Annotated in this window: 36 protein-coding genes and 1 tRNA gene; all 37 read right to left on the reverse strand. The window is 39.6% G+C overall.

The annotated features are described in order from the left end of the window. Positions 1-256 precede the first annotated feature (256 nt). Positions 257-1,813 carry a DUF4190 domain-containing protein gene (locus B5F53_RS11790; protein WP_087223655.1) on the reverse strand — a complete coding sequence of 519 codons (1,557 nt, stop codon included), beginning with the start codon at positions 1,811-1,813 and terminating at the stop codon, positions 257-259. 19 nt (positions 1,814-1,832) lie between these two features. Next, complete coding sequence (locus tag B5F53_RS20355) at positions 1,833-2,150, reverse strand: zinc-ribbon domain-containing protein (protein ID WP_087223657.1); 318 nt, start codon at positions 2,148-2,150, stop codon at positions 1,833-1,835. Between the two features lie 106 nt (positions 2,151-2,256). After that, the gene (locus tag B5F53_RS11800; RefSeq protein WP_087223659.1) at positions 2,257-7,410 is read right to left on the reverse strand and encodes a hypothetical protein; all 5,154 of its coding nucleotides are present in this window, start codon (positions 7,408-7,410) and stop codon (positions 2,257-2,259) included. Between the two features lie 85 nt (positions 7,411-7,495). Further along, entirely contained in the window at positions 7,496-7,804 is a 309-nt protein-coding gene (locus B5F53_RS11805; protein ID WP_087223661.1) for a hypothetical protein, read from the reverse strand. 71 nt (positions 7,805-7,875) lie between these two features. Continuing rightward, entirely contained in the window at positions 7,876-8,310 is a 435-nt protein-coding gene (locus B5F53_RS11810) for a hypothetical protein (protein ID WP_087223663.1), read from the reverse strand. A gap of 48 nt (positions 8,311-8,358) precedes the next feature. Further along, positions 8,359-8,616, reverse strand: coding sequence for a hypothetical protein (locus B5F53_RS11815; protein ID WP_087223665.1), 258 nt, complete (start codon positions 8,614-8,616; stop codon positions 8,359-8,361). A 666-nt stretch (positions 8,617-9,282) separates the two neighbouring features. Next, the gene (locus B5F53_RS11820) at positions 9,283-9,534 is read right to left on the reverse strand and encodes a crAss001_48 related protein (protein WP_087223667.1); all 252 of its coding nucleotides are present in this window, start codon (positions 9,532-9,534) and stop codon (positions 9,283-9,285) included. Positions 9,535-9,638: 104 nt separating this feature from the next. Beyond that, entirely contained in the window at positions 9,639-9,899 is a 261-nt protein-coding gene (locus B5F53_RS11825; protein WP_087223669.1) for a phage holin family protein, read from the reverse strand. Between the two features lie 84 nt (positions 9,900-9,983). Continuing rightward, entirely contained in the window at positions 9,984-10,376 is a 393-nt protein-coding gene (locus tag B5F53_RS11830; protein ID WP_087223671.1) for a hypothetical protein, read from the reverse strand. Further along, positions 10,377-10,667, reverse strand: a complete 291-nt coding sequence (locus tag B5F53_RS11835) for a hypothetical protein (protein ID WP_087223673.1) — start codon at positions 10,665-10,667, stop codon at positions 10,377-10,379. Then, positions 10,667-11,206: a hypothetical protein gene (locus B5F53_RS11840; RefSeq protein ID WP_087223675.1), complete on the reverse strand. Its 540-nt coding sequence runs from the start codon at positions 11,204-11,206 to the stop codon at positions 10,667-10,669. Before B5F53_RS11840 ends, B5F53_RS11835 begins: the two co-directional genes overlap by 1 nt. After that, positions 11,206-11,469, reverse strand: a complete 264-nt coding sequence (locus B5F53_RS11845) for a hypothetical protein (RefSeq protein ID WP_087223677.1) — start codon at positions 11,467-11,469, stop codon at positions 11,206-11,208. Before B5F53_RS11845 ends, B5F53_RS11840 begins: the two co-directional genes overlap by 1 nt. A 149-nt stretch (positions 11,470-11,618) precedes the next feature. Beyond that, positions 11,619-12,005, reverse strand: a complete 387-nt coding sequence (locus B5F53_RS11850) for a hypothetical protein (RefSeq protein ID WP_087223679.1) — start codon at positions 12,003-12,005, stop codon at positions 11,619-11,621. Continuing rightward, complete coding sequence (locus B5F53_RS11855) at positions 11,992-12,222, reverse strand: hypothetical protein (protein WP_087223681.1); 231 nt, start codon at positions 12,220-12,222, stop codon at positions 11,992-11,994. Before B5F53_RS11855 ends, B5F53_RS11850 begins: the two co-directional genes overlap by 14 nt. A 9-nt stretch (positions 12,223-12,231) precedes the next feature. After that, positions 12,232-12,762, reverse strand: a complete 531-nt coding sequence (locus B5F53_RS11860) for a hypothetical protein (protein WP_087223683.1) — start codon at positions 12,760-12,762, stop codon at positions 12,232-12,234. A 97-nt stretch (positions 12,763-12,859) separates the two neighbouring features. Next, positions 12,860-13,189, reverse strand: coding sequence for a hypothetical protein (locus tag B5F53_RS11865; protein WP_087223685.1), 330 nt, complete (start codon positions 13,187-13,189; stop codon positions 12,860-12,862). A 14-nt stretch (positions 13,190-13,203) separates the two neighbouring features. Then, entirely contained in the window at positions 13,204-13,725 is a 522-nt protein-coding gene (locus tag B5F53_RS11870; RefSeq protein WP_087223687.1) for a hypothetical protein, read from the reverse strand. Positions 13,726-13,793: 68 nt separating this feature from the next. Continuing rightward, complete coding sequence (locus B5F53_RS11875; RefSeq protein WP_087223689.1) at positions 13,794-14,615, reverse strand: N4-gp56 family major capsid protein; 822 nt, start codon at positions 14,613-14,615, stop codon at positions 13,794-13,796. A gap of 65 nt (positions 14,616-14,680) precedes the next feature. Then, positions 14,681-15,223, reverse strand: coding sequence for a hypothetical protein (locus B5F53_RS11880; RefSeq protein WP_087223691.1), 543 nt, complete (start codon positions 15,221-15,223; stop codon positions 14,681-14,683). Positions 15,224-15,371: 148 nt separating this feature from the next. Continuing rightward, positions 15,372-16,007, reverse strand: a complete 636-nt coding sequence (locus B5F53_RS11885; RefSeq protein WP_087223693.1) for a phage minor head protein — start codon at positions 16,005-16,007, stop codon at positions 15,372-15,374. Position 16,008: 1 nt separating this feature from the next. Beyond that, positions 16,009-17,574, reverse strand: a complete 1,566-nt coding sequence (locus B5F53_RS11890) for a phage portal protein (protein ID WP_087223695.1) — start codon at positions 17,572-17,574, stop codon at positions 16,009-16,011. Positions 17,575-17,587: 13 nt separating this feature from the next. After that, positions 17,588-17,716, reverse strand: coding sequence for a hypothetical protein (locus B5F53_RS20580; protein ID WP_275532205.1), 129 nt, complete (start codon positions 17,714-17,716; stop codon positions 17,588-17,590). Between the two features lie 142 nt (positions 17,717-17,858). Further along, on the reverse strand, positions 17,859-18,341 hold the full coding sequence (locus B5F53_RS11895; RefSeq protein ID WP_087223697.1) for a hypothetical protein: 483 nt from the start codon (positions 18,339-18,341) through the stop codon (positions 17,859-17,861). A gap of 13 nt (positions 18,342-18,354) precedes the next feature. Next, positions 18,355-21,066, reverse strand: coding sequence for an LAGLIDADG family homing endonuclease (locus B5F53_RS19890; RefSeq protein ID WP_162610593.1), 2,712 nt, complete (start codon positions 21,064-21,066; stop codon positions 18,355-18,357). Between the two features lie 411 nt (positions 21,067-21,477). Further along, complete coding sequence (locus tag B5F53_RS11905) at positions 21,478-21,876, reverse strand: hypothetical protein (protein WP_087223699.1); 399 nt, start codon at positions 21,874-21,876, stop codon at positions 21,478-21,480. Between the two features lie 42 nt (positions 21,877-21,918). Further along, positions 21,919-22,830 (reverse strand): NUMOD4 domain-containing protein, encoded by a 912-nt coding sequence (locus B5F53_RS11910; protein ID WP_087223701.1) that lies wholly within the window; start codon positions 22,828-22,830, stop codon positions 21,919-21,921. After that, the gene (locus tag B5F53_RS11915; RefSeq protein ID WP_087223703.1) at positions 22,823-23,092 is read right to left on the reverse strand and encodes a cysteine-rich KTR domain-containing protein; all 270 of its coding nucleotides are present in this window, start codon (positions 23,090-23,092) and stop codon (positions 22,823-22,825) included. Before B5F53_RS11915 ends, B5F53_RS11910 begins: the two co-directional genes overlap by 8 nt. A gap of 2 nt (positions 23,093-23,094) precedes the next feature. Then, positions 23,095-23,265 carry a hypothetical protein gene (locus tag B5F53_RS19895; protein WP_162610594.1) on the reverse strand — a complete coding sequence of 57 codons (171 nt, stop codon included), beginning with the start codon at positions 23,263-23,265 and terminating at the stop codon, positions 23,095-23,097. A gap of 160 nt (positions 23,266-23,425) precedes the next feature. Continuing rightward, complete coding sequence (locus B5F53_RS11920) at positions 23,426-23,758, reverse strand: hypothetical protein (protein WP_087223705.1); 333 nt, start codon at positions 23,756-23,758, stop codon at positions 23,426-23,428. Next, positions 23,755-24,219, reverse strand: coding sequence for a hypothetical protein (locus B5F53_RS11925; RefSeq protein ID WP_087223707.1), 465 nt, complete (start codon positions 24,217-24,219; stop codon positions 23,755-23,757). The genes B5F53_RS11920 and B5F53_RS11925 overlap by 4 nt, the downstream gene beginning before the upstream one ends. A 22-nt stretch (positions 24,220-24,241) precedes the next feature. Continuing rightward, positions 24,242-24,448: a hypothetical protein gene (locus B5F53_RS11930; protein ID WP_087223710.1), complete on the reverse strand. Its 207-nt coding sequence runs from the start codon at positions 24,446-24,448 to the stop codon at positions 24,242-24,244. A gap of 2 nt (positions 24,449-24,450) precedes the next feature. Next, positions 24,451-24,678, reverse strand: a complete 228-nt coding sequence (locus B5F53_RS11935) for a hypothetical protein (RefSeq protein ID WP_087223712.1) — start codon at positions 24,676-24,678, stop codon at positions 24,451-24,453. A gap of 2 nt (positions 24,679-24,680) precedes the next feature. Further along, positions 24,681-24,962: a hypothetical protein gene (locus tag B5F53_RS11940; RefSeq protein WP_087223714.1), complete on the reverse strand. Its 282-nt coding sequence runs from the start codon at positions 24,960-24,962 to the stop codon at positions 24,681-24,683. A gap of 12 nt (positions 24,963-24,974) precedes the next feature. Next, complete coding sequence (locus B5F53_RS11945) at positions 24,975-25,412, reverse strand: hypothetical protein (protein WP_140398244.1); 438 nt, start codon at positions 25,410-25,412, stop codon at positions 24,975-24,977. A 214-nt stretch (positions 25,413-25,626) separates the two neighbouring features. Continuing rightward, entirely contained in the window at positions 25,627-25,971 is a 345-nt protein-coding gene (locus B5F53_RS11950) for a hypothetical protein (RefSeq protein WP_087223718.1), read from the reverse strand. Further along, on the reverse strand, positions 25,964-26,362 hold the full coding sequence (locus B5F53_RS11955; RefSeq protein WP_087223720.1) for a hypothetical protein: 399 nt from the start codon (positions 26,360-26,362) through the stop codon (positions 25,964-25,966). Before B5F53_RS11955 ends, B5F53_RS11950 begins: the two co-directional genes overlap by 8 nt. 287 nt (positions 26,363-26,649) lie before the next feature. Then, positions 26,650-26,726: transfer RNA gene (locus B5F53_RS11960), tRNA-Ser, on the reverse strand. Positions 26,727-26,789: the final 63 nt, after the last annotated feature.

A 26,789-nucleotide genomic window follows, 5' to 3' on the forward strand; every position in this document is an offset into this window, starting at 1 on the left:
GGTATCACCTCCATCATTTGAGAACATCTTATCAAATGATGGAAGGGATTTGAAGATACGGATGATTACCTACTTACAGATGATTTTTGCGGTGCCCTCTTCAACTTTTTTAATTAATATACTCTACATCCAAATCTGGAAGAGTCACCTGCTCTCCCATAACAGTATTAGCGGTCGTTGTTCCGTTGCATTTTCCATAAATCGTAACTAATCCTAATTCAGATATGACAGGTATTGCACAAAATGCACCAACTGATTAATTCTGAACAGCCACACTCAACTGATATGGCTGAATATCCTCTTCCCAATTTTCGCTGTACCCTTCAGCATAAAACTGGAAATCTGTATTTGCGTCAATCGTTGGGAACACTAAGACTCCTGAGCTCTCTGTGCCAGGAAGAACTTCTGATTGCAAATCAGGGTAATCCGCGTAAAAATTCGTTTCCGTTTCATACTGCTGTCCGTTCTGGATTAGTTTTGCACTATAACTAAATATACTGAATTTGCTTCCGCCATTATTCTTTACAGTAATATATATTCTAGTTTCTAATTCAGCATATTCCACTTTATCTATGGAAACAGAATATCCATATTGATCTATTGTTAAAGCATCAAACTCACATTCTTTTATTGTAGGACGTACTACATCTTTATAACTTGAGATTTCTACTTTTTCGGCATCAATTATAGGAGCACTTACTATTCCTCCAACTAAATTTGTCCCTGTTACCATTCCCTCAATTTTCCCGTCTACAACAACATATGATTCACTCGTATATTCTGTTCCATCTTTTGGTGCTTTAACCAAAAAATTATTTTTAGAATTTTCCGGGTCATTCCACACTTGAAGTTCAACGTATTCACCTGTATCTTGTGGAGCTGTAAAAACTTCCCCCGTAAGCTTTATATATTTTCCTTTAAAACTATCTGGATCTAAAAAGAACTGCGGAATTTCTTCATCGGTTAGATATACCTTTTCATCAGTTTCTATATCATCCGTATCTATGTTTGAATTCACATAATCCCCAAAATTCCATACTGTTTCATATTTCCCATCATCCTTTTTAATATCAATTCTTGCCAAATCCATTATTTCATAATCATCTACCACAACACTAACGGCCGGGAGATTCAGAACATCAGAAAATCCTTGGTATGTCCCAAATATTCTGACATTTTCACCACCTATTTCTTCTATTTCTGACTCAGACGGAACATTTACATCCCATCTATTCTTGTCCTCTTGTTCAACAACTATTGCTAATAGAGGCGGCTCACCTTCATCGCTATCTATTTTTGTCTGGTTTATAACTTTTCCCTCAATATAAATTAACGTTCCATCGAGTCCATTTTCAGAAGCATATGAATTAAATTTATCATATTCAGCTCTTTCAAATCCGTCGATTATTTCTTGTTCTTGTTTAAGTTCTTCTTTATTGTTATCATGTCCCTCACTAATACCTTTGGATGAATTACTAAACCAAACAAACATCATTACTACAATAAGAATAGCAAGAGCAGACATTGCAATTCCTGCTATGGCCATTCCCTTTCCTTTTCTTTTTTGTTTCAAAACAATTATACCTAAAACAAGTCCTATAATTGCAGGAATGACTCCAATCCAAACACATATCGTCAAAATTGAAACAATCCCTAAAACCATAGATGCAATTGATAACCCAATTTTTTCAGAATGTATTTCGTTATCAACTGTATTTCTCGTCTGAGATTGAATTGGATAACCACAATTCGGACAGCTATTCAGATTTTCATTAATTTCAGTTCCACATTCTGGACATCTTACCAGTGCCATACGTTCTTCCTCCTCATCCTTATCGCATATTCCCAATTATATATATTAACAGCAAAAAAATTATAAGAATTGTAATAATAATTCTTGCTGTAGATGAAAAATGTTTGTATTTCCACATCGTATACATGCCTACTGGCCAAAAGAATAAAAGAAATATAAAAGAACATAATGGCCTTTCTACAAACCTCATGTTTTCTTCATCAACTATATTTGAATTCGCTGTTCCTACATTCCTCTCTTGTATTTTTATGTTACTTATAGGATAACCGCAATTTGGACATGAACTTGCTTTATCACTTACTTCTTTTCCACATTCTGGACACTTTATTAATGCCATATTAATCCCCTCCCTTTTGTACAAATGTATTATATCATTATTAGATGCTAAAAGGAAGAATTATAGGGACAGACTAGAAAATTGTACTGTCCCTATAACCTTGCTGTTAATATGACGCAACCGGATTCATCCTGTAATCAAGGCTTTCAAATCCTTTTTGTACCGATCTGGCGAGAACCTCGTTATCTTCGGTACGGAGTTCTGAATATATCGTTAGATTGATTGGCTTCTGCTGCTGATTCATCATTGCCATAGCAACACCTTCAGCAACTGCTTGCTTCATTTCCTCTTTTGTGAGTCCAGACCCTGATGAAGCATTATCCAAAATACTGTCGGCTATCATAGACATTGTTCTTTTGTTCTCTAACGGCAATACTGCTTCATTCCCTGCTTCACCGATGCCCGCTATCGTTGCTTTTGTAAAAAGTCCACCGGTTTTGTACCATGAAATGCTAAAGTCTGGAATTGGAATCTCCCAATCACCAACTCCTATATAATTCCAATCCCAATTGATATGTGGAAGTGGAATATATAAATTTGAAAAAGCATTTTCTATGTTACTCGCGCTTCTGTTCGCCGAATCCTCTCCATCCCTAAATATTCTGCTTAAATTATCAAAAGCATTATTCATATGATCCATTATAGAATCTGCTATATTAATAATACTGTTTTTGGGCTTGTCGGATTCGGCATCAATTCCGTTTGAAAGTCCTTGTGCCACATTTTCGCCGTATCCCTCGAATACTTTTGAAGGAGAATTAATCTCTAATTTATTAGCAAATGGATCCATCAAGGCGTTCTTTGCGAAATCTTCCATCTTATCTCCTGTTTCGCCTTTTAATTCCTCCATTTTCTCTGTGTAACCTTTAACGGAAAAAGCGGCATAGCCAGAATATTTTTCTTTTAATTGTCTTTCTAGATCTACACCATCAACAAAAGCCTTTTTAACCGCTTCTGTGATAGAAGTTGGATCGCTTTGTAATCCAGATGCATATCCTTTAATAGTTGCTTCTCCGTTGTTGTAAGAGATTGTTACTCCTTTCGGCAAAACTTCGGATATTTTGTCTATTGTAGCTTTATTTAACGCACTTCCTACTGTGTCTCCATCTTCCTCTCCACTGATTCCGGCTGCATACTGTTGTATTGTCCACTGTCCATTGTTATACGCCAATGTACTTCCTTGAGGAAGAATCTCATTAATTTTAGCTATGGTTGCATTATTAAGATTTGTTAGTAGAGAATCGCCACCATCTGTTATACCGGCCGAATATTGGTCTATGGTAAGCTTTCCATTTTCGTAGGCGATTGTGTATCCCTCTGGTAATTTGTCTCTAATAGTCTGCATTAAAGAGGTATCAAGTGTACTTCTAAATCCTTCCGTTCCTTCTGACAGTCCTTGTCCTAAACTAACAAGCACACCATTACCGATGTCATAATATCCTTGTCCGTTATCTTTATAGATACCTTCCTGAATTCCTTGGTAGATTTCTAACGCTTTTTCTCCAGTTATCTGTTTCCAGCCATCCATGCCTTTTTGCCAGATTCCGCCTACTGAATCAATAGTTTGTGCTGCATCAATAGCTAGTTTAGAAAATTCAACATCGCCAATCGCCGTGGATGTCGATTCTAACTGAGATATTAGAGGAGTAAAATCTGTTTTGTTTATTTCTTCTTTTGCATTACTAGCCTTGGTAGATAAATTTTCAAAACTTCCACCTGCATTTTCAATCGCTTCTTTTGCAATATCGGATGATACGCCCATATCTTCCATTTTATCTGCAACATCAGAAAAAATTTCGGCAGCATCTTCCCCGGAAGCTTGACCATCTGTAATTACTGTATAAAGCTTTTCCCACTGTTCCGCAGTAATTTCCCCGGATTTTTTCATATCCATTAAGGAGTCTGCTAATTTTTGAGTATTTTCTGCTGTTTCTACGCTTTCTTTATTGAAGTATTTTACAGCCTCTGTAGCTCCCCATGCTAAGACAGCTGCTCCTCCAAAAATTCCTCCGAGAGACAATATACTAGAAGACAAGGCCTTCATTCCTGTTCCGCCTGCTACTGTTGTTGCCGCTTCACCAAGAGCCGAGTCAGTTGCCCCTCCGATCGCAGAACTTAATTTAGAAATAGCTGCTTTTTCCAAAAAGTATCCTGCTAGTTTTTCAATCATTTTAAAAACAAGTGAAGAAATCCCGCCGATATTCGCCACTTTTACAGCAATAAATGCTTTCGCTAAAAATGATGCTATCTTACCGGCTGTACTACCTTCTTCCATCCCTGTAAATAGACCGCCCAGGGTCTCTTTGATAATGTCTACAACGGTTGTGAGTATCCCCCACCAATCAATCTCTCCCAGGAATTCTCCAACTTTTCTTCCGAACTCTTCCCAGTCTGTATTTTCCGCGATATAAAGAAGCTCATTTAAAATGCTAAAGACAAAGTCATTAAATGCTTCTCCCGCTTCCTTAGCGTTTAAATTGTGAATAGCTTTGTTCAAGGCAGAAGATATTTTTTCGCCAAGTCCTTCAAATGGTTTTTCCGCATTAAAGCTTTTTAGAGCAGAAAATATCCCGTTGAACCCATTCGAGAACGTCATAGCGATTGTCTCAAAATCAATTCGGTCAATAACTCCTTTTACCGCTTTTCCAAGAGCCGTCCCAAGAGATTCCCATCCTGTAATTCCTGCATCGTCTTTCCGCGACATGTCAGTAACAAAGCCAGACAGGATATTCCATCCGACCATGAAACCATTACCAAGTGCGTTTCCAAGCTCCGTCCATTCAATCTCATTAATGGCACCTCTTAGTCCAACCGAGAGTTTCTCCCCGATTTGGTTAAAATCAATTCCCCCTGGGCCTACTAAAAGATTGAACGATTTCACCAAGGTATTAATCCCTGCACCGACAGTTCTTCCCATTAGATCCCAGTCGATATGCTCTACAAGGCTATTGAATGTCTTTGTAAACGCATTGATGAACTTTGTGATTTTGGGACCCACTTTTTTCCAGTTAATCGCATCGTATATGGCTTGTAAGCCTTTATTAATTCCCCAGGCAATTTCTTCTCCCAGTTTATCCCAATCATGGTCTAAAAAGGCTTTCCTGATTCTTTCCGCCCATTCATTTACGGCATCCGGAAGTTTACTTTTCCCTAATGCATCCGTAATATTGCCTGTCCCCATGTCCACTCCTGGAACACTGACATCATCTAAATCGCCCAGATCCCCTGCGTCGGAACTTGAACTTCCAATATCAGAAATTGCAGAACTTAATTGATTAAGTTCATCAAAATCCATGACAGACAGTGCTTTGTCCAGTTCTTTAGCAGAATCAGTTGCATCATCTAATCCGTCTGACGCATCATCTCCGGATGCACCTATATTCTCCAATCCTGTAGACGCATCGCCAAGTCCGGCCAAATCATTTACTACACCACTTTGTGATCCACCGCCGTCATATCCGGTTAAAACATACATGAAGTCCCGGAATGCTTCTGCCGCCCTCTGAAGAACCGACATCAAAGCGTTAAGAGCCTGAATAGCCGGAAGAATGGCCGCAATGAAACCTTGTCCGATAGTCGCGGATAATGTCTGGAAATTCAATGCGAGAAGACGTGTTTGGTTGGCATACGTATTTTGAGTCCGAGCGAAGTCCCCCTGTTGCGCTCCAGTTACTGATAATATGTAGTTATATCTCAGTAATGCCTGTTCCGCTTGCGTCATGGATTGCCACGATTTATCAATGCCTTGAGATAAAGCGTATGATTCCATCGCCGCCACTGTCATATTTATTCCAAGCTGACGCATCGGTTCTGTTTCTCCTGCGATTGCTGCACGGAGTTTGTAAAACGCATCATCCGTACTGATGTTGTAGAATGAAGCTAAGTCTCCGGCCAGACCTGCAAGATTTACTGACATCTCTGCCGCAGCATCCTGAGCCACTCCAGTAGAATTCAGCATCGCCATCATCGTTCCTGCATACTGTTTGGCAGCCAGTTCCGATAGCCCAAATTGCTCTTTCGCTGTAGAAGCAAACTCATAGGCTTTGTCCGCCATGTTTCCAAAAGATACATCTACAACGTTTTCTACCTCTGTTATATCAGAACCAAGTTCAATTGCTTGCTTTCCAAAATTAATCAGTCCATATCCTGCCCGAAACGCAATCGCTGTTTTTGCTAATGATAAAAGACTAAACTGTGCTGATTTAACTCCTTTACTGGATGTACCTATTTTTGAAAAAGCAGTTGAAATCCCCGACGCAATCTTTTTCATGGCAGACATCGCTTTGTTTCCAATGCTTATCACGCTGTTAAAGGACTTCTGTACAATATTTCCTACACTGGAAATCTTACTAAACGAATTCTTAACCATATTTGCAGAAGAGCCAACTCTTCCACCAACCGAAGCCAGTCTCGATAAAGCTTCTGTCATTCGCAGTGTGTTTTCACTTATTTCCGGTGCATCTTTCATGACATTGAAGAATTGTTTCGTTTCTTCCGCCAGATTTTTTAATCCGGATGCAGTACTTCCAGTTTTTCCTCCGGCATTTGCAAGTCGCGCAATCGAGGATATGAAAGAATTTACTTCTGGTGCAATGTTTCTAATTCCGGAAAATGTCCTTACTGTCTTTTTCAACTGTTTTCCAAGATTCGCCAAACCGGAAGCTGATTGTCCAGTTTTTTCCCCTGCATTCGCCAACCTCGCTATCGAATTTACCATTCGGTTCACGCTGTTTGAAATATCTGGTAGTTCTCCAATTTTCTGTATTTGTTTTAATGTACTATTCAGATTCCACGTCTTAATAGAGCCTATCTTCACAGATGCAAGCCTGCTTAGTGCGTTTGCTGTTTTGTTGATTCCAGAATCATTTAAGTTTGTTTTTTCAAGCATTGATATGGAATCCGCAACCGTTTTAATGCTGTTCGCTGTTTTGATGGCACTATCCCCATCTATATCCTTTATTGAATCAAAGACACTTTTTAGTCCTTTCACATCTGGCGATTCAATTTTTATATTCTTAAGTTCATTTAAGGACTTAACCGCACCGGATAAATCTGGAATCCGTATTCCCTTCAGCTCTGACATGGAATTCGAGAATCCATTCAGTGTTGTTGACAGTTTTGAGAATCCAGAGGTATTTAACCTGTTGACCGCCTTATCCATTCCAAGCAGAGAAGAGCTTAGCCTATCCAATGCCCTGCTTGCCCTTTGTGCATCTGCTGAAACTTTTATATTTAAATTATCCACTGTTCCATCTGACATATTCCCACCTCCAATTTTTTGAGGTCAATGGCTATTCTTCTGCTTAAATAGCCAAAAAGGGCAGGAAAGATTTCTCCTCCCTGCCCTAATTCTTATGATTATTTTCAAAATTAATCTGCATGAGCTGAAGCATAGATAGCAGATTTTTCCTTTGTTTTTTGGCTTCTTCTTCCGTTATGGTTTCCTGCGCTTTGGCTTTTTCTTCATGTTTCTGCATAAAAGGCATATCCGGATATTTCCCTTTCGCTTTCTTTCCAAGTAATATCCTGCTTACTGCTACAGAAACAGCAACCATTGTATACTGATTATGCATCCATGATAATTCATCCTCTTCTTTCCTTTTTAGTCTGTTAGCTTCAAGGAATGGTTTTAAATCGCTTGGTGTGCCATCCAAAATCCGTTCCTCCTGAACGCCAATAGATAAATAAAATGGAAGAACATTCTTGTAGAAGTTTTCAGAAAAACTTAGCTGGCTTTCTTTTTGTGATCCTGCGGAATTTTCGTTGCGTTCCGAGCTTCCGCTTTCTTCGCACTTTCCTCGGTTATCCTTGATAAAAAACCGTTCTTCATAAGCTCCTCTTGCAGTTTCTCAAACATGGTGTAACCGTCCTGCGGATTTTCTTCTGTACTCTCATCTTCATAGGTGTCTAACATATCGTAGATTTTATCCAATGCAGCCTCCTTTTCAGACTCTGTCTCATAACCAAACTCGTCCCTATGGGACTTCTGAAGTCCTGCTAACAGAAGTTCCGCTACGGTTGCCATCATATTCTGAAATGCGTGTTCTTCATCTTTCTGCTTTGTAATATTCACAACCCGGTCAATCAGGTTTGTTTTACAAAGTACCCTGTAGCCAAATCTTACCTTGTATTCCTTATCATTTACCTTAAATGAAAACATAGTATTCCCTCCACTAATAAAATTTCAAAAATTATATTTCTATTTCATTTAATTCCCAGATGCCCAGGCAACCTTGGCTTCTAATGCTTTGTACTCAACAATAACAAGTGAAATAGACATAATGGCTGCCTCGTTTCCGGCAATCTCAGGAAGAGGAATCTCTCGCCCGGTTTCTGCAATAACAAAGAATGCATCTTGCATATCCGGGAACATAACCTGGAACCAAACTCCTTTTCCATCTTCTTTTGCCGTTTTAGCATCTTCATAAAGTTTCTTAATTGCCGGTATACTTTTCTCTGGATCCATGTGGAATGTAATCTCCCATGTACCACCGGTATCCTGACGTCCTGCAACGTACTGAGATATGTAATCTTCCAGAGAAGATACATCAATCTGCTCTGTTTCCAGAGAAATTCCTCCAATAGATTCACACTCTGGTAACTGTGTAAATGTGGTTGGCTTTGTTCCGGCTGTGGTTTCAATTCCATAACCAAAAGTAACCGATTTGTTATCACAAGGCTTTTTATCCTTGTTTCTGCATCATTACAATGCAGTCCAGCGTACCTTTTTACCACGCCCTCTGCAGGCGTACCACCCGATAGTGAGGACTCTTGGGAAGATTATATTCTCATGCATCTCAGCATAAGGTTCACTTCCTACGCGTTGCGGTTGACTATACTTTTAAACATAGTCTTCACTCTCTGATTACCGTTGCAAACGGCTTTCCAGCTTATTTCCTCACTCATTATCCGTAATCTACTTGATGGTTTCATTACGGACGGCATTCTGATGACTACGCATTTATTACGCCATCAGATTTTTACCTAATGTTGATAACTTCGCCATAAATTCTCCTTTCTACCCCGCAACTGTTTGGGGTCAGCGACTACCTGTCTGGTAGCCGGTGAAAACCTATCGAATTCGATAGGTTTAACATAAAAATAACCGCATGGCTTTCCATACGGTTAAGTTCTACATATCCAATTCGATTCCTTCCATGACGGCTCTTGCCTCCAATACGGCAATGTAATCCGCCATAGCCTTATCTTGCATGTTGTATGTGCTCCTGGGACAGGTCGGTGTGAAATTCAGATCCCCATCATCCCACTTTTTAAGTATTGCCTTCAGCTTCTGCCAGCGGATAACCACCTGATAATACTCAGCCTTAAAACGTTCCTTGTAGTCAGCACTTTCCATCAGTGAAATTGTATCCTTCAATTCCATATTGCTTTCCCTTTCTTTAAAGAACCTCATGCGAACCATTCGGAAATTCCGAACAGTTGATGCTTAACCCTGCACCCGGAAGATAAGAAGGATCACCTCCTCTCCTATTTCTGCGAAATCTTTGTAATCTGGTTCGCTCCTGTACTGGCTAATCCGCTTACAATTCCGACCGCCAGCGCATTGATGACATCCGTAGCCGGGAAATCTGCAATCACATACATTCCAACCACTCCCAGAACCGCTCCGGCAATGCCAACAATAACCGGAATCCATTTGTTATTAACTGCTGTTGCCTTGGCAATCACGCCTACCAGATAACAGATAACCGTAATTCCAATCACGCTCGCTACTCCTGTGAAATCCATAATTCCATGCTCCTTTCCATAAAAAATAGAGCCTGTTGGCTCCGTTGATGGTTTCTTATATGGCAACGGGAAATCCCGGTGCTTTTAAAGTGAATCGCCAAAACCGATAACTCGTTCATATTCGCTTTTAAATCTACTTACAGATGGGTCAATATTGGGTGTTGGTTCCGGTCCTGAATACCGCCTAAATCCCATTGATTCAAGAGCTTTATCTGATACTTCATCTATGAGATATGCTTGTGATATATCCTTTTGCCCTGTTGTAAAAATATCTATTTGTATAGTTGGTCTTACAACTCCACAATTACCTTCTAAATCCCAATTAACTCCCGGAAGTCCTTTAAATATACAAGACGCATATGGGAAATTTGAAATAGTTCCGCTATTTTTCATCCCATAACTATCCCCAACATATTCCGATACCGCCTCAGCCCATTTCTCATAAACAGTTTCTACGATTGTTTTTACTGTCAGCATTTAATCACCGCCATAAATTTCTTCCAATGCAGATTCTAAACTTACATAGCGTCTTATATAAGGAGAAGAAAAGCCATTTTTTTGGTAAATTAATCTTTTCTCACTATCTGATTCTGTATTTAAAACCGATTCCAATGCCACTAAGGCATGTTTTACTCCATCATCATACTGCGCCAGATTTTCTTTTGTTTTCACTTCCTCTGCATGTTTTCTTAATTCGCTCAATACTCTTTGGGCTTCTCCCATAATGTCAACTTTTTCTACTGTCGTTTTCTTTAAATCCAAATCCATTATTCGAATACCTCCTTCGCAATCGCCAATATCTGCCGCCGGATTTCCACGCCAGTTTTATACATCGGCATAGTCGCTTTCACACCATAAGAATGATGCCATTCTCCATCATCCCCCAAGTAATACCAGCCATTTGGGTTAAAAGCATTTTTCTGATCTGGAAATGTACCAACTCCCATCCCAAATTCACTTGCCTTGGGATTTTCCGTGGCATTATACTTTATACCTGCGCCGAACTCCACCGCCAAAAGTAAATTGAAACTTCGCCCATCACTGCTTGTAACAGTCTTCCCAGTAGCCATTAAAATTGCTTTACATCCGGCTTTTTCTGGGCGAATATCTGTTGTCAATGTGATGGTTTTTCCTTGCGGAGATTCTGCAATGGCTGTTTCAGCTACCTGCACACCAGATTCTGCCAATCTCTGACATAGCAGTTCGCATTTCCTCGGCAAATCATCCCTGTATTGCTGAATCTGCTTAATGGCTGATTGCAGGCTTTTACGGTCAAACAGGTCAATTTTGATTGTTCGCTTCGCCATTACTCCACCGCCTCATATTTCTTATGAAACACATCCGGTTTACACGGGTAATATTCGCCTCGCAAACCACGGATAATGTAATCCCCCAATTCCGCCCGCATATTTCCCTCTAACGTTTTGACAACTGCATATTCATAATGCTCTAATGTTCCATATGGAGCAAAATTGCCATTGGTAAATTCCATAATTGAACAAACCGACTCATCCGAGTCCTCAAAAAGCAACGCTTCAATCTCGCACGGCTTTGTTCTGTATCTCGCCATTATTAACTCCCTCCAATTCGGCTTATCCCATACCGGGACATAAGCCCTTTACTCACGGTTCCGCCAAAACTTTCTAAAAATATTACTTAGCAAAAGACCGATTACAAACCATAAAATAGGATTATCAATCATTTCAAGTAACCTCATATTTATACATTTCCTCCGATTTTGACTATCCCATATCGGAACACAAGTCCCTTCTGCGTGACAAGTAACTTCACAATCCGGTAATCCGGCGGTGTAACAGGAATGCTATCCTCTTTCATCGCCAGTTCACCACTTGCGTCCAACTGCGGTTCCACATCAACAAAGCACATATCGCCCTCTTGAACATCCAGTTTCTTGTAGGAGGTTATGTATCGGTCATAATTAGGAACCACGCCCGCAGCAATTTCTTCAGGAGTACCGGATGTGGCGCTCACGGGCAATTCTTTCATAAAAGGCTTTGCATAAACCTTTACTTTGTCAATCCCGACATTTTTTTCCGTTACCCGGGTAAACCATACTTTCTGTTGTTGTCGCTTAAAACTCCTCATGCCGCCACCGCCTTATTTGTAAAACGTGCAATTTTTTTTGTATTTCCGGAAAACTATCTTTCCATTTACTAATCCCATCACCTGTAAATGAAAAGTATCTCATTTTTCCGCATTTTTTACAGCAATGTATTGCGCCAATTTGTTTACCATTCTCCTTAACGTCACACCAAGGAACTTCCTTATGCAACCCTATTGCACACAAAATTTTACTAAGCATAACTTCTCCTTACAAAAACGTTCCTTCGTCACTACATTCTCTGTAAATCCGCTTTATATTCTCAATCGCCAAAACAGCCTTGTTGTTTCGATAATCCGGGTGACTATTGCAATACTTCTCATATTCCGTGATGTCCTCAAGAATCTGGTCGAAATGCTCTTTGGTATGCTTTGCGTCATGCCGAATCTCGTCATCAAATCGAAGAATGCGGTAACGGAACGTAGAAGCCTGATTCTCCCCGTTCTCCCGTCGTAGTTCTCCAAGGGAATGATTTACTGAATCAAGTTTTTTCCCGAGACCATTAATAGAATCTGTCAGCTTCGTTCTAATGTCAATGCTTTGTTCATGCCATTTTGGATACTGCTCCACCTGGTCTATAACTTGATTAAATTTCTCGTTATTTTCCCTCTCTTTAAAAGCTTTATCTCTAATGTATTTTTCTATTTTTTTATATGTAGCAAACATAAAACCAATGGCGCACAGGAAAACCACTGCCTTACCAATAGTTATGTCGCCAAACAACTGCAAAAAATAATCCATCTCAAAACTTCTCCCTTTTAAGACTTGTTTGCTCCCCTGCCACCTCACACAAACTCCCTGCGCCGATAAGGAAGGTATCGACACGCTCCGTCTTTTATTAGCAGATAACTGCTATTGGAATTACATTATGCATAGAATAAATTTCTTTTTCGCTATCCCAAGAATGATTTTCCCCATTCCCAGAAAAGCTTTGATGAAACTCTACTCCCTGCTTGCTGCACCAATATAAGGTCAGATCAAATAAGCAGGCATAATATTTTTCCATGTCTTTTTCTTTTATCTCATCCGTATAACATTCAGGATAATTTCTTTTATTTTGGAATGAACAAATCGCTCTGCGAGCACAGAAGAGTAGAGAGCCTTCTTGTTCACTGTCATAATCACTTCCAAGATAATTTTTCAAATCTTGCAAAATTTCTCTCTCCACTCGACCTGCCTCCTTTAATTCTGTTGAGATAAGAATTCGCTAATCACATCTGCCTTAAGAATCTTTGTGATTTTATACCCTCTCTCCTCAGCAATTTCTTTGATTTTGCTAACCGTCATGTTTTCCAGCATTTCTTGCGTATACACTATATCGTCGGTTGTTTGCTCTGACAGAGACATTGTGCTTAAAGAATTCTCGTCTTCTGCTTTTTCTTCAAGCGTCACGGCTAAATAAATTGTACGGGGCTGAAGCTCGCCGTCCGTTCCAGTTGGAGTAGCAGTGATCACATCATCAGGGTCAACCACACGAAGAACAAGATAACTGTCGCCAGATGTCAGTGTTACTTTCTTCTGGTTTCCGCCAGTATGAGAAATCTCAATACTGGTCACTTTCTCATCGGTGAAGCTGTCTGCGAAATCAAGCGCCAGATAGTTTCCTTCCTGCTCTTCGGTGTCGCTGCCGTTAAATTCCGTGTATCCAGTCACATATTTCAAATTGCCAGAAAGGGTTATGCCGTCAAACTCCATGTTATCCATAAGCTCGGCGGCAGTCTTTCCATAATATGTTCCCTTACCTACCTCAACCTTTACAGCATCAGCCCCTGTTATTTTCCCTTATGTACCCCGATGGCCTCCTTTTTCTGATCCAGAACAAAACAATCATAACGAACACGTGCCTCTACCAGATAACCGGAGATGCCAGGCGCATCATCATGAATCTTGAATTCCTGAAGCTTAACCGGAGACGGAGAAGCAATTGGATTTGTGATAATAAAATCAACATCTGCAGGGAAGTAGGAAGTAGGCGCTTTAAACACTAAAACACCATCAACCTCACCAACAAGTCCCTTGATTGCAATCTGTGTTGCCATATCACCAACCTTTGTAAAAGACTCATCCAGTTTCAGGAAGTTATGGTATGCAGGTGTACAGATACATACTCTTCCTCCGGTCGGCGCTTTTGCATCATCCAGTTTTTCCTGAACCGCCAGAAATTCTTCATATGCATTCTCTTTTGTGACTGCTTTGGTAACGACATGTGCTGCTTTTCCCGCAATAACACCAAGGCGGTATTTATCCATTGCCGGAATTACGAGATTGTCAATGTTTTCTCTCAGAGTAGCTGCTGCCTCCATAGTTCCATTTGTGTCCTGCTGCGTCTTTTTATCAATGGTATAGGTAAAAGACTTGTCCTGGGTAATTTTCATTTCCTGAACGGCATTCCCCAGTTCATCCGGGGTACCATAACGATTTGCCCCAGTTAGATTATAATCATTTAAAGTTGTCAGCGCACGGCTGAATACCTTGACTGTCTCTACGCCGATCCAATCAAAGTTTTGGTTTACCAATGAAGCTGTCAGTGAGCCAAGCTTAAATCTCTCATCTACAATATTTGCGTATTTCTCAGCATAATTAACAGTTGCCATAAATTCTCCTTTCTACCGCTAACTGTTGCGGTCAGCGACTACCTGTCTGGTAGCCGGTGCTTTCTTTATTTTCCTGTAAAACCTTTAATAAATGGATCCTCTGCATTGGGGTCTTCCTCCGCCCCAGACTGCACATCTGGTCTGGATTTAATCCACTCTGCTTCTGCAGATTTCAGACTTGCAGCCATCATCTTTTTGATATTGGCAGAAACAGTTTCCTTATCTCCATCAAGTTCAGCTTCTGCCGTCTTTGCCGCAAGCTCCGGCTCCATTCCCATATCTGCGTATCTTGCCTTTGCTTCAATTAATGCCAGCTTCTTCTCCAGGCCAGCCACATATTCTTTGTGAGCTTCTTCTTGCTCCCTTTTTGCATCTTCGGCTGCTTCTTCCGCCGTCTGTTTTGCCCGAAGCTGTTTCTTCAGCGTTGCAATTTCACTGGAATACTTATCAGAAGCGACTTTCATCTTTTCTTTCTCAGCACGCTCCCTTGCCAATTCTGCCATCACTTCTTCAAGGGTAGGCTGCTTATCCTCCTGATTTTCCGTTCCTTCTTCCACTGTTTTTTCTTTGTTTTCTAATTCCTCATTTACATTTTTGTTCTCGTCCATAATTCCTTACTCCTTTTCTGCGAAACTTGGTATCCCGGCTTCTCTGCCGACCTGCGAAACTTAATATCCCGATTTCTCTACCGGCTTGCGCGATTATAGTCAATCTCCTGACTGTATATAAAAACAGCCGGTTTCCCGACTGCTTATATCAAAAATATTTCGTAACGCACCTGCAATTTGTCAGTTCTGATGTGCTTGCCCCCAGGCTTGCGTCATGTGCATGTTGCATTAAGGATCCGCCAACAAAAAACGGCTCATCAATGGGCAAAACAATTCCGTTTACTTCCCTGTGCGTTTCTCTTGTCTCGTGGTCTAAAATAGCGAACCACTGTTTTTTCTTTTTGCCTGTTTTCTTGGCATATTCAAAATCAGAATGGTTGAAAACCAAATTGCTTTCATTCTCAGCCATAAACATGGCCCTATCACTTGTATAAAAATAAGGGGTATCCTGATTCCTCTTAGTTGAATCCACAGCTTCTCGCGATATATCCTTTACATATCTTTTGAGGTAATTATCAGCTACCCCAAGGCTGTACAAAGCATTTATATAACCTTTTTCAAATTCCTTCTGCGCCCGTTCCCAATTTACCGAATTATATTGTTTCATGGTAAATAGCAAAGCCAGAACAAATAAAAAAGACTCCTCAAGCTTTTCCGCAAGAGAAATCCTCTGTTCCATTTGTTCATCAGTTAAATCCATTTCACCAAAATATTGTATATATGGAATTGCCTTGTGTGTTTGATTTAAACGGTTTAACTCGTCAAAAGAAATGTCAAATGTCATTTCAAATCACCTGCCCTGCACCGCCAAGAATTGGGCTATTGCTTGTCTGGTCACTCAAATCGGACATATTACGCTTATCTGCTTCACTTTCGGATTCCTTTTGTTTGTCCCACAAGGATGCCTGGTATTTTTCAATAAGAGGCCTGCTGTTCTCCCAGACAAGGTTGCTGTCCGGAAACAAGTCAACCACTTGAAATGCATCTCTTCCATAGCATCCAATTTTAATAAGCGTTGCTAAAGCATTACATTTTGTTGCCATATCATAAGTTTTGTTTCTAGTGAATTTTGGGATCATATCCGACACTCTTAATTTCAACAACGGACTATCTGCTGGAGTATCAGAAGATTTTGCAATGGCTGCAAGCATAACCTTTGCCAGCCGCATTTTGCTCTTTTTAATCAACTGTTCCTCCCTGCAGGCATCCACCTCAGCGTCGCTCCAACCGGAGCTCATACTCATTGCAGTCCCGGTAGAGCCCCCACCTGGTTCGCTTCTTAGAGGCACATGGCATTTTTGCAAAATCACATCACGTCGATATTTTATATCTGCCAAAATTCCTTCGTACTGTGTATCCATAACAAGAGGTTGTATTTTAGGACTCTTCCCCTCACCAGAAAAAGACATCACCCACTGGCCGCCAACAGGCTTTATAGTTTCTCCAGTCTCCGGATCCTTGGGAAATTCAATATCATTCCCCCACCACATCTCCTGCGTATCCTGCGCCACATTATTTGTAAAATCTGAAACCAGAATATTAAGGTTATCCATATCGGAGATCTGCCGTTCAAAGCACCCCATTCTATCAGGAGAACGGATAAATTCTATAATCGGAATCATTCCAAGAGGGTTTTTCTCTCCGCTCCTTGGGCGGAATCCCCATGTGTCCTTTTGTTCCCCATTTATGACTCTCGCCATGTTCTTAATTTCATACCGCCTGTCTTTAGTAAAACAGGTATAATATGTATTTCCATTTTTCAGAGTACGGAATGTGACTCCCATTACAGGTCTGCGATAGGGAGAACTGTCATATACAACAAATGTGCAAAGAGGATTAAGCGTCACGCAATCAAATACAGAACCACCCTCATATTCATTTTTAATATCGACCATCTGGTATCCAACGCCTGTAATTTCAACAAATCTTGCAAGCTCTTGGTCATTAGAAGGCATCCCTTCATCTTCCAACATTTCATTAAAAAGAGAAATTCCGTTATCATCGACTTCTGGTGGATTTTTTCCCAAGTCGCAATTACTTCTTTGCCCAAACATAATTGGAAATCCCCAGTTATATCCAAGCTTAAAGTCCGTCACTTCATTTGCAACGTTATCACATACTTTAATATCAATTTCTTTACGTATAATTTTCTTCCTTTTAAGAGGCTGAATTCCTTTTTCATAATTTAACAGAAAAAGTGACTGCACCGCATTAGATTCATGGATAAGCATTGCTTCTTGAAGTATAGAAATCACATTTTTTTCTGTAATCTCTTGAACGTCTAAAATAATTCGTTTTCTTCCCTTTAATTCAATGTCTGCATCAATTTCATGTGTATGGACATCCTGCAATCCTTATCACCACCTAATTATTTTCCACATATTTCCCTCCAAAAGTTACTCCGGAACCGCATGTCCTCTTTTTAAAAGTAACCGGAATATCTATCCATTTCTTTTTCTTATGTTCCTCATACTTATTTTTTGTTTTATCCATTTTTTCTCCACAAAAACAGCACCCAGCAATACGGATACGTCTCTTGTCAAGTAAACAAGAACTCCTGCCAGGTGCTAAACAATTTTTCTACCTTATCATGTTTCTTATTATAAATCATAAAAAACGGACATATCGGACAACTTTAAATTTTTTTCATAAATCTCTCAAACGCTTTTCTGATACTATCTTCTGTGTTATTCCCGCCAATTCTATCAGCGACCATATTCCAAGACAGGTTTTCAATAAACCGTAAACTAATGATTCTTCTCATTTGGCTATCCTGTATTCCCATAATGAATCTTTCTATTTCATTTGTTTTTTCAAGCAATTCGTATTCCAAAATTTCTAACGTGGATTTCCTCTGATTCAGCAAGATATTTTTCATCATCAGTTCTGATTTTTTTGTTTGGTACTCCCTTATTGGGAGTCCTTCTATTTGAAAACCTTGTATTCCTCCCATTCCGCCCTTTACTTTGTCTCTAACAGATTCCTTTTTCACTTCAATTTCTCTGAGCCTTTTTGAAATTTGGCAAATTTGTATTTCCAGACTCTTTATCTTTTCTTTCGTTTCTTTCACTTCATTCTTTAAACTTATATACTGCTTTAAAACCTTTTTTGTAACCATATGCCCCCTCCAATCAATACGGACTGTTGATGATTTCTGTTGGTTTCTGTACGGGTCTTGCTACATATTCCGCAAGCATAGCCAATGAATCAGGGCCATCATCATGCGGAGGCTTCACTTTGACTGTGTAAGTAACCACATTCTCCATAAATAAGCCGTAATCCGATTTCGGCGTATACAAACTTGGGTCTAAAAAGACGCAATGCTTTTTAATCCAGTCAGAATTAACCAGAATCTTAGTTTCCTTATTTGCCTGCGTGCGTTCCGGCTCAATCTGTGCCCGGCATTTCCCGTCAATCAATTTCTGTACATTGTGTGCGACCCTGCCCCCGGCGCTATTTGACTCAAATCGTATTTTATGCGGGTTATGCCGAATTAAAATGTTGGCAGATTTCATATCCAATGTGTCATAGTCTGTTGTATCGTCAAATACTACGTCTGGAATATAGAAATCTTCCCCGAATTGATACGCAATCGGCAATGACTCAAAGTCTGTACCGGTATCCTTCGTATCGCACACCGCCCATATAGCATCGGGTGTCCGTTCCGGCATGATGATAAATGCCGTCTGTTTCTCCGGTACTTGCTCCCGTTTAAAGAAGAAGCGGCGCAACTCATCTGTCGGGAACAATAATCCCTCACGTTCAATCGGCTGCTGCTGATACAGGCATTTAAAAGACAAATCATCCATAGATTCTTTGGCGTCCATGAAATACTTCTTTGAAAATCCGTTCACTGCAAACATGAAGTTACTCTCGCCATCCTCATTCAAAGCCGGAACCGCAATGAATCTGGCTCTTGGGTTTTCCTCATATAGCTGCTGAAGTTTCCCAATCGGGTCATGGACTGACCACCTTGTAGCGATATAGATCTCTTTACACCCTTCAAGTCTTCTGGAACGCAAGTCATTTACCACTTTTGTCCAGAGAGTTTCCAGACGTGCCTTATTCAATGCTTCCTCAATTCCTGATACCAAGTCGTCTGCGGTCAGAAAACGATTACATCTTGTGGCACCAGTCAACGAACCATCTATTGAACGAAAAGTCCATGTCTTGAATCTCCCGTTTCTTTCGAGATTCACCGTAGTTTCTTTCGCATTTGTTCCGGTCAAATTCACATTCGGAAATATCTCGTGCCATGTGTATTCCACCGGGTCGTTGATAATTTCCAGAACACCATCATACAGGGAGCGTGTCAAAATGCTACTATGCGCTGACGACAGATTGAAGTCATTTGGAAACCACCCGCCGACAAGGGATAAGAAGAAATCTTCCAGAGTGGAATTATGTGTAGGTATCAACGTTTTTCCAGCACAGTACACTCCACCCTCCACTTGAATGCAATTCCCGGTTTTGGGCTCCACTCTTTCAATAGATTTAATAGCAATCTTTCTTTGCTTTGAAAATTCATACAACTGTTTTCTTGGCAATTTGCATGGTATGTGAAAAGTTGGACTGAATCCAATCACATATACCTTTTTTCGCCCATGTATTCCGCTGCTACTTATTTTAGGTTCTATTTCTGTTACTGAACATCTCCATCCAAAAGTAGAAACCAGTTTTATAAATCCTTCTTTCAGCTCGTTTCCCGTTGTAGAAAAATGATATTTCCTTTCCTTTTTTGATAATGTTCCATCTGTGTCAAGCAGCCCCGCAAGTAATTCCAAACGCTGTTCAATACTTGCCGAAAAATATATATCCGGTATATATTTTTCTACACGTTTTCTGCTATAGCACATCCCGCATTTCTGCAAATCTTGTCGCAGTCCTTTAAGCCCTCTATATTCCACCAATGTTTCTTCGTGCGTTGTCTCCCATGAAATTGAATAACCTTCCTTCTCTATTGCTAAAAGCTCTATTCTTATATCATCTGCAGCACCGCAAATACTTGGCCCATTAGTTTTCCCATTTCCAAGCCAAGCTCCCAACGTATATGGTTGAACCGGAAGGCATTTTTCTTCCCCTTCAAACGCATTTTTCAAAGGAATTTGGTATATATATCTATGTCCTCTTTTTCCTGGAACACCTATATCAAGAGGTTTATTTAATAATTCTTTTGTTTCTACTATCCTTTCTCTGTGTTTGCACCTATCATAAATAATCCATTCATGATTTTCATGACACTGTATCTTCTCCCCATTCGTAAATGTAACAAGACAATCATCTTCGCTTTTGGGAAATACCCGAATTACCTTTTTGGATTTTCCGTCTATCCCAAAAACTTTATCTCCAACAACTAAGTCTCCATGATTTTTCCATCCATTAGTCGTTAATATGGGAGTATCATCCGCCAACTGTTTCCCGCAGCCCGGCGGGACGCTCAATCCGAAAATATCCAATTTGTCATCCATAAGATCTTGCAGGGATTGGATAATCTGGTGATTTGTAAATACCTCTCGGCGTGGTTCATAAAACCGTTCTTTGGGAATGCGATTTTTTTCAAGATACAGAAGCCCACTGTCTACAACATGGTTTCTTGCCTCCCACAGCATTGTGTTCCAATAGGTATCCGCCCAGCTTGCCTTTTGTTCTACTGCATACTTTCTGACTGCAGCCTTTTTCAGAAAATCCGAATACGCAAGACAATATTGACGTTCATTCGGAAAATCCCTTAATATGTACTGACATTGTGCAAATATCGCATTTAGAACCCGATAATCTATCCCTCGTTCCAACTGTGCTTTCAGTTTCTTCATATCAGACTTGTATTCTTCCAAAAGTTGCATAAAAAAGAGCCTCTCCTTTCCCGCAGGCGATTCCTGCGTTATTGGTTCGGCTCTCTAATGGCTCTCGAAATATTTTGTTAAATCAATGTGAAGGTCAAAATGATTAAAAGTAAAATTCCTATCAATCCGATAAATAAAGATATTGCATATACTGTAAATAACAGAATTTCTTTCCAGTCCATACTTTCTCCCGATCTGTAAGAAATACTTACAAGTTCATTTTTCTGCAATATGCGCCCATCCCACGAATAAAATGCTCTCTTTCATCATAGCTAGTCGTACAGCGAATTACTTCCCCGCTCTTTTCGCAGTGTTTTAAAAAGTCGCATTTATCACATTCAGTATCACGTTCTATTTATGGTTTACATTCTGGTTCTTTTCTTTGAAATAGTTTTCTGATAATATTAAGTATCATACATTTACCTCAAATAATCCATCAAGTTCGCATATAATTTCATCATTGTTCTTCAAAAAATATTCGCACATATCAATCGGATATTGCGCTGACATTCTGCACAAATCATTGTTTGCCTTTTTCCATCTCTCAATATCAAATGGCATCTTAAACTTTTCTCTATACCATTCAAAAATCTTTTTTCTCAATAATTCCGCATGATGAATAGAATATTTTCTCTGCTCCCCAACAACAAATGCTTCTGTTCTGTCAAAACGGCTTCTCCAATACGTTAGGCTTCTATCGTATATTTCACACTTGGCATGATAGAAGTATGCCATTTTCTCGTATATTGAATCTATTTCATCTTTCTGATAAGGGATGCACTGGTACCTACTCATAAATTCATGGCTCATACGTTTATTTCAAACTCCCTTTTACAATTTGACCCCTTGCACTTAAACTTCTGCCCCTGGATTTTGGCTCCGGGAGTTAGCTTTCTCATTTTTCTTTTTTATATAATTTCTTTCCGAACATTTTTTACACAAAACTTTTCCAGACACTGTGTTTTCATCTACTCTGTTGCAATCTCTACATATATGTAATCTTTTCTTTAGCTCTCTATACTCAGAAATCGTCATATTCCCGCGCACCGGCAGTTCTACCGTAACCAGCTTATCATTTTCATCTATGTATTTATCTAATACTGGAGTATTTACTTCAAATCTATGTCCGCAATCTTCATAGTCGCAAGTATACCAAAAATGCTCTATATAGGCGTGTTTTGTTATTTCAAATAACTTCCTTCCGCATTTAGGGCATACGCACCATCCATCCTTAATAGCAGACGAATCCAAATGTTCTATTTTACATACTTCTCCATGTATAATTCTTGTAATATGCGAACTACTCATTCCATATCTTTTTGCAAATGCTTGTATTCCATATTTCTGGTCTTTTGGAATATATCGTTCTCTCATATTCTGTATTTCGTATCGACTTAACTTAGAGTTCTTAACGTTTAGTTTTGTGGCATATGCGTGAACCATGTTGCCTTGATGTGTTACCCATTCCAAATTTTCTACGCAATTATTTTTCTTGTTCCCATCTATATGATTAACTTCTGGTAAATTTTCGGGATTGGGTATAAAGGCCTCTGCAACCAATCTATGTATTTTTACGCTTTTTACATTTCCATTCCGCCCTATCATTGTTGTCATATACCCACGACCATTATTCCCCGGCTTCATGACTTTCTCTACGATTCCAGAATATTTCTCAATATACCGAATACTTTTGAGCCTTCCCTTGTTGCTAATTTGGTATTCTCCCTCATACCCTTTTACATCTTTCCAGATTTCATCACTCAATTACTTTTCCCTCTTTCAGATTGACAAAAAAATTCTTCTTGCAGTTTGAACCTTTACACTTCAATTCTAAATCGCTTATTGACGTGTTGTCTTTAATTTTCAAATTTTTCTTTGAACAATACGGGCAACATACCCATAAATCTCCCGTCTTATAATCCCTCTGTATGTACGCTTGTCCATTCGGCGGAATTGGCTTGTTCATATATGGGAAATCGGATTCCCCGACCATCTCGTGTGCCATATCTTCAATAATCTCCGTCATACTCACTTCTTCATTATCCCCTCAAGTGATTTATTGAACATCTCGTCCATTTTCCTAATATACGGGTCATTCATGTCTTTGTCTGTAATAGTTGACATGATAAGCATATTTTCTGCATGAATGACATTCAGCATATTCATAAACGCCTTGATATAATCATTCACATCTGCCATATTTCATTTTTTCCTTTCTCTCCCTCTTTTTCCGTTCATCGTCCCTCTGAACTTTCAGCGCTTTGCACTATTACAATTATTCCGACTTTTACACGCCCAACAACCGTCATTCGCCCACCAATACCATCTCGGCGGCTGTGGTCTGGGCTTCCTTTTTGCTTTACCCATTATGCCGTCTATCCCCTGTCGCAACATACAATGTACCGGTTAAAATCTTGTTTCCAGTTTCATAATCGTCCTCAATATCCCAGTCTATAAACGGGGATATGTATTGTAATAAACCATGCTTCACTTTTTCTTTTGCATAATCGGCCGTCATTATATCATCTTGTCTGATTGTTAAGGCACTTCTTATCCTCTGCACATTCCTCTCAACCGTACAAACCGGCGGTTTTACTCTATGTAACATCTCCACCTGAGCCTTCAGCCGAATATTTTCTTCCCGCAGGCTTTTCTTGGTTTCCCGATTCTTCCATTTCTCAATCAGATTCATTTCCTAAACCTCCGTTTCATCGGAATCCCATGCAATTTCCTGAAATTATTGGTGTTCCAGATAATCCCCGTAGCAATAAATCTGGTACTCATCCATGCCGGATTCGGATTTTCTATTTCCTCGCTTCTCCATTTAATGTTTGTACAGCCCAATTTTTTTAAGGTCTGTATAAGCTGAATCAGAAATACTAACGTACTATCACATACGCAGGATGTTTCTACTACCAATTTCTCTCCATGTTGCGGAGAAGCCATTGAATAAATTTTTCGTGCTGTTTCTTTATCCACTTCAAAGGAAATTTCCCATTCTTTGTTGTCTTCAAAGCTATGAGATTCGTATTCCTCCAAATTAGAGGTTTCTATCATCTCAATACCATCATCTCCCAGCGGCGTAAGCGGCTCCCAACGTTCACCGCCTATTGTGAAGAACGGCTGTCCTTTTTCATATTCTTTCGTTGGCATAATCAATCCTCATCATTTTCAATCAATAACTACCAAGTTCTCTGAATGAAGATGGCGAATATAACGTTGTTCCATCGTTCGATTCATTCCACCAGTGACCGCCGCCGGAAGTTGTATAATCATCTGTTCCGACCATTCCGTATTTATTTTTAATAACATAATTCCCGCTTTTATCAGGCTTTCCAGAGACAAAGTCGGTAAATTTCTTTTTCCAATCTTTCTTAACCATAATCAATCTTCAACCTTTCTAAACCCACAAAAGTCTGCAAACCCATAAGAACCATCTTTGCAATGGTGTGGCATGTGTCTATGTAAATTCCTTTCACAGCGCACATTTTCCGTTGAATCCTTTACTGTCAAAGCTACTGTACAAGCCATAGCAATAATATCGCCTGTTTCCCCTTCCTGAAATTCTTCCCCGCACAGGCGGCATTTATAGATTGCTCGGTATTCTGGCATAATCACTCCCACCCATCTTGCACCATTCTTGGCTTATATTCATGTTCTGTATATCCTTCCCCATGACACAAGTCACATTCAACATATTTAGTGATCCATTTGTGCGCCCATCCGCTATCTGGAAGCCCAGGAGGGTAGTCGTCGTATTTAACGGCTACCTTTCCACTCCCACTGCACTTAGGGCATTTATGAATTTTATTTCCTTGGATTTGTTTAACCAAAGCTCCCAAAGTAGTATTGGCTCCATAATCCTTAGATAAAGCAATCGCTTCATTTATTTTCATATACCCATCTCCTTACCTTCCAATTCCAAACTGCTCTCTCAACTTCGCCAACTCGTCCACGGTCACAAGATACGCCGTCCTTAAATCATTTATCCTGATACAATCCTGCTGGTGCTGGTTTTGGAGTTCCTTATTCCGCTTCTTATAATTCATTTCTTCTGCAAAGCGCTTCACGCTTTCATAGTTAAAACGAGAAATATCATCATTTTCATCTATTTGTGGCTCATAGTCGCAAACATTTTCCAGCGATTGTCTAGCCGCCATGATAAGGTTCTGGATTTCTTCTTCAGTAAAAAGTCCAATTTTTCGCATTATGCTTTCGGCGCTTTCAGGGCGATAAATGGTTTCATAAGCATTCTTGTAATCCTCTAATTGGTGCTTGAGCGCTTTGTTATCAGCCTTTAATTTATCAATTTCCGCATTTAATTCATCAATGCTTTTCTGCATCACGGTTCTTGTCCTCCCTACTTTCCCAACAGTTACACACAAATTTTTCGTTCGTGAAATCCGCACGGCTCTCCGAATCTGGATTAAAACACACCCACGTCCAGTCATCATGATATACGCAGGTTTTGCAACATCTATCGTTATTTTCCATATCTCTCCTGCTTCCTGGCAATAAAAAACCAACCACCGAATATTGATGGTTGGCGTTGAACGGACGCTATGACGCTTTGTTTTCTACTTTTTCATTCATCGAACCCTTGTGCTTTTTCAGTTCTTCAAGCAATTTTTTCATTTCAATATTATCCGAAATCATTTCGTTAGAAACATATGATTCATTCAATGTATTTCTTAATTCCATTATTTCTGATAATTGTTTCTGTCGTATTTTTTCTAGTTCTAGCATCGTTTTTTCTATTTGTGCCTGAATCTTTTCCATTGATTCTTTTTTTTTCTTTTCTTTTTTTTTGTTAGAATTGTATTTTATTAGCGATGCCGCAAGACTCGCCATTGATAAAAAACATCCTATCCCCCCTAATATTCCAAGAAGTAGTTCATTAATCATTATTGCTTACACCTCCTAGTATCTGAATACTGAAGTTAATTATCAAACAACATACTGTAAAAAGTTTGGAATATAAATACAGCATATTAAAGCTTAACTGCATTGGTTTATAATCATTCAGCAACAATATTCCATATATTGCCGATAAAATTATGATTATAAACACCAATGATGCAAATAACAATACCTTTAAGTTTTTATCACTATCAACATCATACAATTCTTTTAATCCATCTGCAGCTAAAATCACATTAAAAAAGAACACTTCCGAACATACACTAGAATAAGTAAATGGCGTTTCAGCAACCTCGCATACAACCCACTTAAAGCCTATAGGTAAAACCCCTGCTACTATCGTGAAAAAGAGCCACATAATCAGTTTCTTAAACATAGTATTTCCTCTTTTGTTTTGGTAAATTTATTATATCTTATTTTCATTCAACCATCAATATTCAATTATCAAAGTACAAATGTGCAGGCGTGGATTTGCACCACGCATGAAAGCATTATTATCGACGGGTATCCGGACAACTGGATTCCGATGAATTCTTATTAGAGACATCTTCCCATTGAGCTATGCTTTTAGCACCGATGCGTATCTTTCTTACGTCTAAGCGTTTACCTATTCCGCCACCGCACATCACGCATTGATTATCCGGCTTAATACGCAAAGCCTCATTGTCTGGAGAGGACTCGAACCTCCGACGTCGTGCCAGTTCATGTGTACACCGCTCTACCGACTGAGCTACCAGACAACTAGGAGTTTTACAACCATCTTTTAACCTATTGGTTGTAGGATAGGTGGGGAACTCGAACCC

This window comes from Blautia sp. An249, from assembly GCF_002159835.1.
Taxonomy (GTDB): domain Bacteria; phylum Bacillota; class Clostridia; order Lachnospirales; family Lachnospiraceae; genus Blautia_A; species Blautia_A avistercoris.